The sequence below is a fragment of the Telluria sp. GW821-FHT07G12 genome (genome assembly GCF_059418525.1).
The window spans coordinates 193,958-207,111 of record NZ_JBWKQA010000001.1 but is presented as its reverse complement, the minus strand read 5'-3'; the positions used below and the strand labels follow the sequence as shown (position 1 = coordinate 207,111).

12 protein-coding genes are annotated in these 13,154 nt (G+C 66.5%); 9 read left to right on the top strand and 3 right to left on the bottom strand.

The genetic code is table 11. The features are described from left to right. Window positions 1-19: 19 nt before the first annotated feature. Window positions 20-1,993: a sensor histidine kinase gene (locus AC07PE_RS00995; RefSeq protein WP_498760788.1), complete on the bottom strand. Its 1,974-nt coding sequence runs from the start codon at window positions 1,991-1,993 to the stop codon at window positions 20-22. Window positions 1,994-2,178: 185 nt separating this feature from the next. Between AC07PE_RS00995 and AC07PE_RS00990 the strand changes: the two genes are divergently transcribed. The 7 genes from AC07PE_RS00990 to AC07PE_RS00960 all read left to right on the top strand — a co-directional run bounded on the left by AC07PE_RS00990 (window position 2,179) and on the right by AC07PE_RS00960 (window position 8,445). After that, complete coding sequence (locus AC07PE_RS00990) at window positions 2,179-3,039, top strand: STAS domain-containing protein (RefSeq protein WP_498760787.1); 861 nt, start codon at window positions 2,179-2,181, stop codon at window positions 3,037-3,039. Window positions 3,040-3,046: 7 nt separating this feature from the next. Continuing rightward, complete coding sequence (locus tag AC07PE_RS00985; RefSeq protein WP_498760786.1) at window positions 3,047-3,403, top strand: STAS domain-containing protein; 357 nt, start codon at window positions 3,047-3,049, stop codon at window positions 3,401-3,403. A gap of 77 nt (window positions 3,404-3,480) precedes the next feature. Then, window positions 3,481-3,870 carry an anti-sigma regulatory factor gene (locus AC07PE_RS00980; protein WP_498760785.1) on the top strand — a complete coding sequence of 130 codons (390 nt, stop codon included), beginning with the start codon at window positions 3,481-3,483 and terminating at the stop codon, window positions 3,868-3,870. Then, on the top strand, window positions 3,858-4,892 hold the full coding sequence (locus AC07PE_RS00975) for a SpoIIE family protein phosphatase (RefSeq protein WP_498760784.1): 1,035 nt from the start codon (window positions 3,858-3,860) through the stop codon (window positions 4,890-4,892). The genes AC07PE_RS00980 and AC07PE_RS00975 overlap by 13 nt, the downstream gene beginning before the upstream one ends. Further along, window positions 4,889-6,211 (top strand): ATP-binding protein, encoded by a 1,323-nt coding sequence (locus tag AC07PE_RS00970; RefSeq protein ID WP_498760783.1) that lies wholly within the window; start codon window positions 4,889-4,891, stop codon window positions 6,209-6,211. Before AC07PE_RS00975 ends, AC07PE_RS00970 begins: the two co-directional genes overlap by 4 nt. Before the next feature lie 3 nt (window positions 6,212-6,214). Further along, complete coding sequence (locus AC07PE_RS00965) at window positions 6,215-8,104, top strand: ATP-binding response regulator (RefSeq protein ID WP_498760782.1); 1,890 nt, start codon at window positions 6,215-6,217, stop codon at window positions 8,102-8,104. Window positions 8,105-8,256: 152 nt separating this feature from the next. Next, entirely contained in the window at window positions 8,257-8,445 is a 189-nt protein-coding gene (locus AC07PE_RS00960; protein ID WP_498760781.1) for a hypothetical protein, read from the top strand. 71 nt (window positions 8,446-8,516) lie between these two features. Here AC07PE_RS00960 and AC07PE_RS00955 read toward each other — a convergent pair whose 3' ends face one another. Further along, a complete protein-coding gene (locus tag AC07PE_RS00955; RefSeq protein ID WP_498760780.1) occupies window positions 8,517-9,935 on the bottom strand; it encodes a M16 family metallopeptidase in 1,419 nt (472 codons plus the stop codon). Between the two features lie 11 nt (window positions 9,936-9,946). Beyond that, window positions 9,947-11,359 (bottom strand): M16 family metallopeptidase, encoded by a 1,413-nt coding sequence (locus AC07PE_RS00950; RefSeq protein ID WP_498760779.1) that lies wholly within the window; start codon window positions 11,357-11,359, stop codon window positions 9,947-9,949. A 323-nt stretch (window positions 11,360-11,682) separates the two neighbouring features. On the opposite strand from AC07PE_RS00950, the gene AC07PE_RS00945 reads away from it, so the two are divergent. Together AC07PE_RS00945 and AC07PE_RS00940 are read left to right on the top strand one after the other, a co-directional pair. Continuing rightward, the gene (locus AC07PE_RS00945) at window positions 11,683-12,444 is read left to right on the top strand and encodes a GIN domain-containing protein (RefSeq protein ID WP_498760778.1); all 762 of its coding nucleotides are present in this window, start codon (window positions 11,683-11,685) and stop codon (window positions 12,442-12,444) included. A gap of 27 nt (window positions 12,445-12,471) precedes the next feature. Continuing rightward, window positions 12,472-13,086, top strand: coding sequence for a tetratricopeptide repeat protein (locus AC07PE_RS00940; protein ID WP_498760777.1), 615 nt, complete (start codon window positions 12,472-12,474; stop codon window positions 13,084-13,086). The last annotated feature ends 68 nt before the right edge of the window (window positions 13,087-13,154 follow it).

The following is a 13,154-nucleotide window of genomic DNA, read 5'->3' as shown; positions in this document are numbered from 1 at the left end:
CGTGAGCCTGGCGGTTTTTTTACGCCAAATACGGCCGCGAATCCCAGGGCAGCTCGATCGTAAACGTCGTCCCGGCCCCCGGCTCGCTTTCGACCGCCACCGTGCCGCCATGGCTCTCCACGATCCCCTTCACCACCGCCAGGCCGATCCCCCAGCCCTGCTGGCCGCTCACCCGTGCCGTCTCGGTACGCTGGAACAGCTGGAACAGCTTCTGCTTTTCGACTTCGCTGAGCGCGCGGCCGTAGTTGTGGACGCTCAGCCGCGGCCCGTCGACGGCGTGCTCCAGGACCACGGTGATCGGCGTGTCCGGCGCGCCGTACTTGAAGGCATTGGTCACCAGGTTTTCCAGCACCCGGCGCAGGCCGTCGCCGCTCCAGCAGCCGAGGGTTTCGCCGGCGCCGCGGACGATGATGCGCTGGCCATGCACCAGCGCGAGGTCGGCGACGGTGCGCTCGACGATGGCGCGCAGGTCGCAGCTGGAGGCCGCCAGCGGCAGCGATTGCCCGGCTTCGAGCAGGCTGGCGTCGAGCAGGTTCTCGACCATCTCGTCGACCCGCCTGAGGGCGCCGACGATGGTCTGCAGCAGGTGATCGCGCTGGGCGTCCTCGGGCTTGAAACGGTGCACGAACTGCGCCGCCATCAGCGCGGTGGAGAGCGGGCTGCGCAGGTCGTGCGCCAGGGCGTTCGTGAAGCGCTCGCGCAGGCGCTGGGATTCGCCGAGGCGCCACTCGACCTGCTTCTGCTCCTCGATGTCGGTATCGCTGCCGATCCACTTCACGATGTGGCCGTGTTCGTCGCGGATCGGGTGGGCGCGCGCCAGGTGCCAGCGGTACTGGCCGTCGGCCTTCCTGAGCAGCCGGTGCTCGACCTCATAGGGCTCGCCGGTCTCGCGCGCATGCTTCCAGCGCCTGATGGTTTCCTGGATGTCGTCGGGATGCAGGGGCGCGCCGGTGTCCTGCCAGCGCGCACCGCGCGCCAGGCCGCTGTAGCGGTACCACCAGTCGTTGTACCAGTCGGTGTGGCCGTCGGGCCGTGCGGTCCAGACGATCTGGGGCAGGGCATTCGCAATCAGGTGCAGCCGCGCCTCGCTCTCTTCGATGGCGCGGCGCGCCTTGGTCTGTTCGGTGACGTCGACGCCGGTCGCCAATACGCCGTCGACCCGGCCGCCGGCGCCGAACAGCGGGTGCCAGGCGAAATCGTAGCAGAGCTCGCGCGGCACGCCGGCCGGACCCGCCGGCACGGTGATGTGCTGGCCCGGCAGGCGGTAGGGCAGGCCGGTGCGGTAGACCTGGTTGAGAATGCCGAGGACAGGGCCGCCGCGCTTGTCCGGCTCCGTCTCCTCGAAGGTCTTGCCGATCGCATGGTCGCGCGGGAACAGGGCGGCGTGCGCATCGTTGCGCAGGAAGTAGCGGTGCTCTGGGCCGAGCAGCACCGAGACCGCGACCGGCACCGCCATCAGCAGCGAGTGCAGGTATTCGCGCTCGTTGCTCAGCGTCCTGGTGCGCTCCTGGCCGGTCTGGATTTCGACGGCCTGGGCCGAGATCTCCGACGCCATCTGCTGCATCCGCGCCTGGCTCCGCATCAGGCTCGTCACGTCCTCGACGCGGTGTATGATGCAGGCGACTTCGCCGTCGCCGTCCAGGACCGGGGTGTTGACCGGGCTCCAGTAGCGTTCCTCGAACTGGCCCGGGCTGTCGCGCAGCTCGATGTCGTATTTCTGGACCTCCATCGTGTCCGCCTTCCTGCGCGCCAGGACCCGTTCCAGCGAGGCGCGCAGGCGGGCGACGCCGGTTGCGTGCGGATCGTTCGGATTGTCGGGGAAGGCCTCGAACAGATGCTGTCCGAGCAGCAGGGCGCGGGTGGTTCCGGTGGCCGACAGGTAGGCGTCGTTCACCGCGATGATTGTGAAATCGGTCGCCAGCACCAGGAAGGGGCTCGGCGTCGCTTCGAAGATGGCGCGGAAATCCGCCGGCAGGTCGGAAAGTGGTGTCATGGCTGTAGTATAGGGACGCTACTTTATACACCCGACGCACCCTGCGCACCACACCCTGCAATTCAACGCGCGCGCAAACGTGTCGTAGCATTGAGGAAATGAATGGTATAGTTGGTCATTTAACAGAATGGCCCTAGTTGCAAAATGAAAAGGGCCTTAAACCTTCCAGGACAAAGGAACGAAAGATGACCACTCAGGACTACGCGAACCGCATCAGCCAGATCATCCAGGAACACGAGGCCGACATCGGCGCCGAATGGATGGCGCAGCTGGATGCGCTGACGGTCCGCTCGAACGTGGTCTCGAAAGAGCAGCTGCGCAGGCACTGCCAGCAATTCCTGACCGCCTTCGCCAAGGGCACGCGCGGCGGTGAACTGCAGAATATCGAACACCGCTCGTGGGACGAAGTGCGCGACCTGCTGGCCGAGATCTCCTCCTCGCGCGCCAAGGGCGGCTCGACCCCGAGCGAGACCGCGACCTTCGTCTTCTCGCTCAAGCAGCCGCTGTTCACCCGCCTGAACGCGGGCTTCGCCGACGACCCGGTTGGCCTCGCCAACGCGTCCTGGACCATCAGCTCGCTGCTTGACAAGATGGGCCTGTACACCATCGAAGTGTTCCAGCGCGCCCGCGACCAGATCATCGTGCGCCAGCAGCAGGAACTGCTGGAACTCTCGACCCCGGTGGTCAAGCTGTGGAACGGCATCCTGGCGCTGCCGCTGATCGGCACCCTGGATTCGGCGCGTACCCAAGTGGTGATGGAAAACATCCTGCAGAAGATCGTCGACACCGGCGCGGCCATCGCGATCATCGACATCACCGGCGTGCCGACCGTCGACACCCTGGTGGCCCAGCACCTGATGAAGACCATCGCCGCCGCCCGCCTGATGGGCGCGGACTGCATCATCAGCGGCATCCGCCCGCAGATCGCCCAGACCATCGTCCACCTCGGCGTCAACCTGGAAGACGTGACAACCAAGGCCAGCCTGGCCGACGCCTTCGTGGTGGCGCTCGAGCGCACCGGCACCTCGATCGTGAAGAAGGGCTGAGACCCGCATGGAACGCATTCCGATTCTTCGCATGGGCGACCTGCTGCTGGTGACGATCCAGGTCGATATGCATGACCGCCTGGCCATGACGCTGCAGGACGACCTGACCGAGCGCATCGTGCGCGACAATGCCAAGGGCGTGCTGATCGACATTTCCGCGCTGGACCTGGTCGACTCATTCATCGGGCGTATGATCAGCAACACCGCCGCCATGGCGCGGGTGCTGGACGCCCAGACGGTGGTGGTCGGCATGCAGCCGGCAGTTGCGATCACGCTGGTCGAGCTGGGCCTGACCCTGCACGGCGTGAAGACGGCGCTGAACGTTGAAAAGGGCATGGCCCTGTTAGGAAAGAACCATTTTTGATGAGCGCAGCTCTGAATAACGCAGTGGCTTTCGACACCGCTTTGCTCGAGCTTCATGCCCGGCTACGTACGGCGCGCATGACGCTGCCCCTCCGCTCCGACGAGGACGTGGTCGGGCTGCGCAAGCACGTGCGCGAGCGTGCGGTGGCGATCGCCCTGTCGCTGGTCGACCAGACCAAGCTGGTGACCGCCGCCAGCGAACTGGCGCGCAACACGATTAAATACGGCGGCGGCGGCGAAGTGCATCTCGACGGGCTGGAAGATGGATTCAAACGCGGGATCGGCCTGATCTTCGTGGATAATGGGCCGGGCATCCCCGACCTCGACCTGGCCCTGCGCGACGGTTACACGACCGGCGGCGGCCTGGGCCTCGGACTGAGCGGTTCCAAGCGCCTGGCCGACGAGTTCGAGATCGATTCCCGGCCGGGAGAGGGCACGGCAGTGTCAATCGTCAAATGGAAACGCTGATCAGTTCTCTGCAACCCCAACTCGTCTTCCCGATCAATCACGCAAGTGACATCGCCGCCGCCCGGCGCGCAGGCCAGAAACTGGCCGACGAACTGGGCTTCGACGACGTCCAGACGGGCCGCCTGGCGATCGTGATCACCGAAGCCGGCACCAACATCCTCAAGCACGCGGGCGAGGGCACCCTGTACGTCATGCGCGCGCAGTCGGGCGCTTCGATGGCGGGCATCGACGTGCTGGCGATCGACAAGGGTCCCGGCATCGCCGACCTCGCATTCAGCATCCAGGACGGTGTGTCGACCGCGGGCACCGCCGGCAACGGCCTCGGCGCGCTGCGCCGCCAGTCCGACGAATTCGACGTCTGGTCGACGCCCGGCAAGGGCGCTGCCTTCTTCATGCGCCTGTGGCGCGGCAGCCCGCCGCCCGCCGCCCGCGGGATCGAAGTCGGTGCCCTGTACGTGCCGATGGGCGGCGAAGAGGCCTGCGGCGACGGCTGGGCCGCCAGCTGCGACCTCGACGGCGCCACGCTGCTCGGCGTCGACGGCCTCGGCCACGGCCCGGAAGCGGCCAAGGCTGCGCGCGCGGCGGTCCATGCCCTCGAGCGCCGGCCTGCTTCAAGCCCGTCCGAGGTGCTGCACACCGCGCACGAGGCGCTGCGCATCACGCGCGGCGCGGCGCTGTCGGTGGCGCGCATCGATTACAAGGTCAACCAGGTGCGCTTCGCCGGCATCGGCAACGTCAGCTGCGTGGTCCACGACGGCGAAGCGCGGCGCGCGCTGGTCTCGCATAACGGCATCGTCGGCGCCAACATGCGCAAGGTGCAGGAATTCACGGCCGACTGCCCGCCGGGCGCGCTCGTGATCCTGCACTCGGACGGCGTGCAGACCCAGTGGGACCTGAACGATTATCCCGGCCTGCACGGGCGCGCGCCCGCGCTGGTGGCCGGCATCCTGATGCGCGACTTCATCCGCGGCCGCGACGACGCGCTGGTGCTGGTCGGACGGCGCCGGGGAGGACACGCATGAGTGCCCAACGCATCCTGAATGTGGGCCTGTCGAGCGAGCAGGACGTGGTGCTGGTGCGCCAGCGCGCGCGCCAGGTATCGAAGCTGCTCGGTTTTTCGCAGCAGGACCAGGTGCGCATCGCCACCGCCGTGTCGGAAGTGGCGCGCGGCGCCTGCCAGCTGGGCTTCGGCGGCCGCGCCGCCTTCCTGGTGAGCCTGTGCAAGGCGCGCCAGTGCCTGGAGATGACGATCACCGCCGGCAACGGGGCGGCGGGCCGCCCTCTGCCGGACGACGCCGTGGTAACCGCGCACCGCCTGATGGACGACTGCAGGATCGAAACCGATGCTGCGGGCGCGCCGATGGTCACGATGTGCAAGGTCCTGCCGCCGCAGGCTTACGTGGACGGCGCCCGCCTGGCCGAGCTGGGCGCCCAGCTGGCCAAGGACAGCCCGGTCGCCAACAGCTACCTCGAAGTGCACCAGCAGAACCAGGAACTGGTGGCCACCCTGGCCGAGCTGCGCGAACGCCAGGAAGACCTGCTGGAGCTGACGCGCGAACTGGAAGACACCAACCGCGGCATCGTCGCGCTGTACGCCGAGATCGAGGACAAGGCCGAGCGCCTGCGCAAGGCGGACGAAATGAAGTCGCGCTTCTTGTCGAACACCAGCCATGAGCTGCGCACGCCGCTGTCCTCGATCCGCGCACTGGCCCGTCTGCTGCTGGACCGCCTGGACGGCGACCTGACCGGGGAGCAGGAACGCCAGGTGAAGTTCATCGAGAAGGCCGCCAACGACCTGTCGGAACTGGTCAACGACCTGCTCGACCTGGCCAAGATCGAGGCCGGCAAGGTCGAGCTGCAGCTGGCGCCGGTGGTGCCCGAGAATCTGTTCCGCGCGCTCAAGGGCATGCTGCGCCCGCTGGTCGACGAGTCCCGGGTCGAGCTGGTGTTCGAGACCCCGGATTTCGAGGAGGCCTTCGAATCGGACGAGGGCAAGATCTCCCAGGTGCTGCGCAACTTTATCTCGAACGCGCTGAAGTTCACCGAGCAGGGCTCGGTTCGCGTCAGCGCCAGCTGGGATCGCGAGCAGGACGCCATCACCTTTGCGGTGACCGACACCGGAATCGGCATCAGCCCGGACAACCTGCAATTGATTTTCGAGGAATTCAGCCAGATCGAGCACCCGCTGCAGCGCCGTAGCAAGGGCACGGGACTCGGACTGCCGCTGTGCCGCAAGCTGGCCGAACTGCTCGGCGGGCGGGTCGAGGTGGAAAGCCAGGTCGGCGCCGGCTCCACCTTCAGCCTGATCCTGCCGCGCAGCTTCACGCATATTGATGGATAGACGATGACTACCCCAACCCTGATCCTCAACGTCGACGACAACGATGGCGCCCGCTACGCCAAGACCCGGATCCTGCAGAGCGCGGGGTTCGAGGTCATGGAAGCCACCAACGGCACCGATGCACTGGTGGCCGTCAAGCGCCATGCCATCTCGCTGGTCCTGCTGGACGTGAAGCTCCCGGACATCAACGGCATCGAAGTCTGCCGCCGCATCAAGGCCGACCCCGACAGCGCCCTGGTGCTGGTGCTGCAGACCTCCGCCGCGCTGACCGGGCGCGCCGACAAGATCCGCGGCCTGGAAGGCGGCGCCGACAACTACCTGGCGGCGCCGATCGAAGCCGACGAGCTGATCGCCAATGTCAATGCGCTGCTGCGCATGCGCCAGACCCAGAACGCGCTGCGCGACAGCGAGGAGCGATTTCGCCAGCTGACCGACAATATCGAGGACGTGTTCTGGATGTTCTCGGTGCCGGCGCGCTCTCTGGAATACGTCAGCCCGGCCTATGCACGGAACTGGGGCCGCAGCGCCGAGTCGCTGGAGCGCGAGCCGGGCAGCTGGCTGGAGGCCGTGCACCCGGAAGACCGCGCCTACGTCGAGGGCATGTGGAGCGGCCTGCAGGAACACCCGCATTACGAGGCCGAGTTCCGCATCGTCCTCAAGGATGGCGGGACGCGCTGGGTGCGCGACCGCCTGTTCCCGGTGCGCGATGCGCGCCACGAGGTCTACCGGGTGGCGCGCGTGACCAGCGACATCACGCGGCGCAAGGAGATGGAAAGCCTGCTGCGCGCGGCCGACAGCAACAAGAACGAGTTCCTGGCGACGCTGGCGCACGAGCTGCGCAATCCGCTGTCGCCGATCCGCAATGCGGCCGCGCTGCTGGGCGCGACCGGGGCCGGCGCGGCCGACCGCCAGGCACGCGCACGCGAAGTCATCACGCGCCAGGTCGACCACCTGGCACACCTGGTCGATGATTTATTGGACGTGGCGCGCATCTCGGAAGGCAAGATCGCGCTGCGCAAGGAAGAAGTCGACATGAACGGCGTGATCGCGCAGGCGATCGAGACCGCCGGCCCGCTGATCGCCGCACGCGAGCACCGCCTCGAGGTGATCCAGCCGGAGCGCCAGATCTGGGTCTCGGGCGACCCGGTGCGGCTGGCCCAGTCGATGGGCAACCTGCTGCACAACGCCGCCAAGTTCACGCCGAGGGGCGGGCACATCCGGGTCGAAGTCCGGCTCGACGGCAATATCGTGCGCATTTCGGTGCAGGACAACGGCATCGGCATCGCCGAGGACAACCTGCCGCGCATCTTCGGCATGTTCGCGCAGGCCGCGGTGCCGCCGGACCGCGCGCCGGAAGGCCTGGGCATCGGCCTGTCGCTGGTCTCGCGCCTGCTCGAGATGCATGGCGGCCACCTGTCGGCGACCAGCCCCGGCATCGGCATGGGCAGCACCTTCACGGTCGAGCTGCCGGTGCTGCGCACCTCGATGCCGCAGCAGCCCGCGGCGCCCGCTGCCGACGCCGGCCAGCCGGAGAACAAAGGCCGCCGCGTGCTGCTGGTCGACGACAATGTCGACGCCATGGAGATGATGGCCTTCCTGCTGGCGGAGATGGGCTATGACGCCCACACCACCGCCGACGCCGCCGACATCGTCGAGCTGGCGCTGGCGCAGCGTCCGGACGTGATCGTGCTCGACATCGGCCTGCCGAACGTCGACGGCTACGAGGTGGCGCGCATGCTGAAGCGCCACCCGGAACTGAGGTCGACCCGCCTGGTGGCGCACACCGGCTACGGTTCGCCGGAAGACCGCAAGAAGGCGCTGGAGGCGGGCTTCGATGCGCACCTGGTCAAGCCGGCGGAGCTGGACGACCTGGAAAAGGCGCTGCAGGGCTGAGGTAGGGTGGGCACCCTGTGCCCACGCGGACGCCGGCATGATGCAACCGTAACGCGTGGGCACGGGGTGCCCACCCTACGTGTGGCACCGCACCGAATCGGGCTCGCAACCGGTCTAATCTGGCACCGTCAACCCATCACACGGAGGCCATCATGCCCAAGGGAGCCAGCCCGAAACGCGAGCGCGAGTTCAAGAAGCTCGAGACCGAGTTCAAGAAGGAACACCGCTACCCCGGCCGCGAGGAAGAAGTCGCGGCGCGCGTCGTCAACAAGCAGCGTGCCGAGCATGGCGAGACCAAGCAGTCCTCGCATGCCGGCAACAAGCAGTCGGCCAAAAAATAATCTTTTGCCAGACGTAAAAAAATCCTCCCGGGCTCGCACCCGGGAGGATTTTGCACGCCTGTGCAGCGCGATTACTTGTCGGTGACCGTAAAGTCGCCGAAGGCCTTCAGCTGCTCGCCGACCGCCTTGCTATCGCCGACCACCACGATCGACTGGTTCTCGGGGTTGAAGTATTTCTTCGAGACATCCCGCACCTGTTCCGGCGTGACCTTCTGGATCATCGGCACGTACTGGACCAGGTACTCGGCCGGCAGGCCGACCAGCCAGTTGGCGGCGAGGGTGCCCGCGACCGCGCGCTGCATCTGGTTGCTCAGCACGTAGCTGCCGGCCACGTAGCGCTTGTGCATCTCCATCTCCTGCGGGGAGATCAGTTCGCTGCCGATGCGCTTGTACTCCTTGAAGTACTCGCCGATGGCTGCGCCGGTCACCTCGTTGCGCACGTCGGCGCCGCCGACGATGCTGCCGCTTTCGCGCATCATGCGCGCGCCGGCGGAGGCGCCGTAGGTATAGCCCTTTTCTTCACGCAGATTGATGTTGACGCGGCTCGAGAAGCCGCCGCCCAGCACCGTGCTGGCAAGGCGCAGCGGCACCTGGTCGGCGTCGGTGGCGGCGATGCCCGAAGCACCCAGGCGGACGGTCGACTGCACGCTACCCGGACGTTCCAGCAGCACGTGGACCGGCTTGGCGGCGCCAGGCGCCTTGGCGCTTGCCACCGGGGCGGCGCCTTCCGCTTTCCAGTCACCGAAAGCCTGCTGCGCCAGCTTCATGGCGTCCGCTTCCTTGATGCGGCCGGTGATCACCAGCAGCGCCTGGTCCGGACGGAAGCGCTTCGCGTGTTCGGACTTGAGCAGGGCCTCGTCGACCGAATTGATGGCGTCGACGGTCGGCGTGGTATGGCCGTAGGGGTGATCGCCGAATACGGCGCGGTTGAGGGCGCGCTCGGCGCGGAAGCGCGGCTGGGTTTCCTGGACGCGCAGGGCCTGCAGGGCGTTGGCCTTGGCAAGCGCCACTTCCTTGGCCGGGAACACTGGTGTGCGCGCCACTTCGGCCAGCAGCTGCATCATCGGACCGGCTTGCGAGGCGAGGGCGTTGGCGCTGACGGTGACGCCGTCGGCGCTGGCGCTGGCGCCTACCGAACCGCCCAGGCCCTGGGCCAGTTCGGCGATGGCGCGCGAGTCGTGCTTGGCGGTGCCTTCGTTCAGCAGTCCGGCCATCATGTTGGCGAAGCCGCCATGGGCGGCGTCATCGGCGATGTAGCCGGCGCCGCGCACGGCCAGCACGGCGTCGACGCGCGGCACGCCATTGCGTGGCACCACCCAGACCTGCAGGCCGTTGGCCAGGGTCTTCTTGGCGATGTGCGGGGTTGGCAGCGGCTTGTCCTTGCCGTAGGCGGGCATGCCGGCCGGTTTCACGGGGGCGGCGGCTTCGGCGGCGAAGGCCTGCGAGGCGAACGCCATCGAGATGGCGGCGATGAGCATCAGTTTCTTCATGATGCGGCTCCTTATTTCTTGTCGGCCGGGGCCGGGGTGGTGTCGGCCTTGTTCGCCGGCTGCGGGGCGGCCGCCGGGGCGGGTTTCGCCACCGGCTTACGGTCGATCACGGTGCGGTTGCTCTTCACCAGATAGGTGGCGGCGACGCGCTGGATGTCCTTCGAGCTCACGCCTTCGATCCAGCCCGGCACCTTGTTGACGACGTTGGCGTCGCCCCACAGGGTCTGCAGCTTGGCCAGGGTGTCGGCGCGGCGCAGGATGTTTTCCAGGCCGTTGTTCCAGTCGGCCACCATGCTGGTCTTGACGCGTTTCAGGGTTGCTTCGTCGACGCCTTCTTTGGCGACCTTGGCGATCTCTTCGTCCATCGCGGCGAGCATGGCGTCGGCGCTGCCGTTCGGCTTGTACAGGCCGGTGACCGTGAACAGGGTCGGGCCGTCGTATTCGAACGGGCCGGTCAGGCCGAAGCCGCCGGACATGTTCAGTGCGATCTGGCGGCCCTTGACCATGCCCTGGTAGAACAGCGAAGCATCGCTGCCGGCCAGCAGTTCGGCCAGCACGGCCATCGGCGCCTGGTCTTTGGTTCCGCGGGCCGGTACTTTCCAGGCGGCGGCCACGGCCGGCACCTGGGCCAGGGCGTCGCTCTGTTCGATGCGTTTTTCTTCGGTGTTCAGGCCTTCGGTGAAATCGGTGCCTTTCGGCGTGGCGCGTTTCGGAATGCTGCCGAAGTATTTTTGCGCCAGCGCGAAGCCCTGGGCCGGGGTGAGGTCGCCGGCAATCGCCAGCACCGCGTTGTTCGGGCCGTAGTAGTCGCGGTGGAAGCCGCGCACATCGTCCAGGCTGGCGCCTTCGAGGTCTTCGAAGCTGCCGTAGCCGTCGTGGTTGTTCTCCCACTTGTTGAAGGCCAGCTTGCTGATGTCGATCCAGTTGAAGCCGCCGTAAGGCTGGTTCTTCACGTTCACGCGGATCTCTTCCTTCACCACGTCCTGCTGGTTCTTCAGCGTGGCCGGGTTGAAGTCGAGGGTCTTCATGCGGTCCGCTTCCAGCCACAGGATCGGCTCGATCGAGGACACCGGCGCGGTCTCGATGTAGTTGGTGAAGTCCGGACGGGTCGAGCCGTTGTTCTGGCCGCCGCCGCCGGTGATGGTGCGGTCGAAGGTGCCCTTCGGCGCATTCGGGGTGCCCTGGAACATCAGGTGTTCGAACAGGTGGGCGAAACCGGTGCGGTTGCGCGGCTCGAGGCGCATGCCGACGTGGTAGACGACCGAGACGCCGACGGTGGGCGAGCTGTGGTCTTCGGAAACGACGACCGTCAGGCCGTTGTCGAGCTTCTTGACGTGGACCGGCAGGGTCCACTGGTCGCTGTTCGCGGCGTACGCGGACATCGACAGCGATACTCCGGCCAGCAGGGCGGGTAATAGGCGCATGCGCATTGATAACCTCTGGTTTTTAGGCTTGTTCGAAACTGCGTTCATCTGTCCGGATCGTAACCGGGCAGCAGTTTTATATTAGCGCAATGTCATGCAATTAAGTAACTTTTACGACAAATAAGTACAGTTTCCCTTGTAACTTATATGCATAATTATCGGTTCCGCTTTTTACTCATCTGCATGCCAGCCCTGCCATTGCGTCGCTCGGTCCGCGATTTCTGCAGTTCATCGCAATCCGATGGGCATGGACGGGCCGGTCCCTTAGGCTGATCATGTGGGATGCTAAACTTGCATCAGAAGAACATGAATCGGAGATTTGGATGAACAAGGTTTTCTCTCTCGGCACGGCGGCCGCCATCATCTGGGCCGGCGTCGGACTGGCGCAGGCAGCGCCCGAGGTCGCCACCGAGACGCGCCCCATCGATGCGCGCGTGGTGCGCGTCAAGCTCGACGGCGCGGTCGACCTGCGGATCCGGCAGGGCAGCGCCGCCACGCTGACCTTGAGCGGCGATCCGCGCTGGCTGGCCAAGACCGTCACCGTGCAGAGCGGGGACACGCTGAACATCGATACCGATATCCACGGCCGCGTGCGCCTGGGTTCCCTGCATGCCGAGCTGACCCTGCCGGCGCTGCGCGAGGTGAGTTCGGAAAGCGTGGGCTCGACCGACGTCTCCGGCTTCTCGGGGGACGAGCTGGAACTGAGCCTGGATGGCGCCGGATCGATGCGGATATCATGTAATTACCGCCTCGTGTCGGCCAGCCTGGGCGGCATCGGCAGCATGCACCTGCAGAGCCTGAGCGGTGAGGGCGTGGACCTGAACCTGCGCGGCGCCGGCTTCGTGAACCTGAGCGGGCGCGCCAAATGGCTGAAGGCCGACCTCGGCGGGCTGGGCAGCCTGGATGCCAAGGAATTCGTCACCGACAGCGTCAACGTCGACCTGTCGGGCCTGGGCAACGCCAGCGTCACGGCGCACCAGAACGCCAGCCTGAGCCTGTCCGGCATGGGCTCGGTGACGGTGTACGGCAAGCCCCTGAACCGCAAGGTGGCGGTCGACGGGCTGGGCAAGGTCAGCTGGAAATAAGAAAAGAATCCCGTTCCGAACGAGACAATGAGAAAACACATCGTTGCCATCCTGCTGGCCCTGGGGCTGCACAGCAGTGCGATGGCCGGCTTCACGGAAGGCGCCAACGCCTACAACGCCCGCAATTACGCGCTGGCGCTGAAGGAGATCACCCCGCTTGCCAAGGCCGGCAACGCGGATGCGCAGCATTTGCTGGGCCTGATGTACTACATGGGCCGCGGCGTGCAGCGCGACTACAAGCAGGCCTTCGCCTGGCACTACAAGGCGGCGGTGCAGGGCAAGGCCGACGCCCAGTACGTGATCGGGGCCATGTACTACACCGGCAACGCGGTCCCGCTGGACCAGAAGCTGGCCGTGACCTGGTTCCGCAAGGCGGCCGAGCAGGGCCACCCGGACGCCCAGCATGCGCTCGGCCTGATGTACCGCTACCACGTCGCCGGCATGCCGCAGGACATGGTGATCGCCTACATGCTGTGGAACCTGGCGGCCGCCAACGGCCACCATAACGCCACCGAGCAGCGCGCCAACATCGCGCGCCAGATGACCCAGGAACAGATCGAGGAGGCGCAGTCGCTGTCGCGCAACTGGAAGCCCGGCACGGCGCTGCCGACCCAGTCGAAGACGGGCGGCGCCAGCTCCTGAGTGGCTTTTCGATGCAAAGACCAGGACCACGTCCCACTAAGGCTTAGTCCTACAAAGTGATGGCGGTT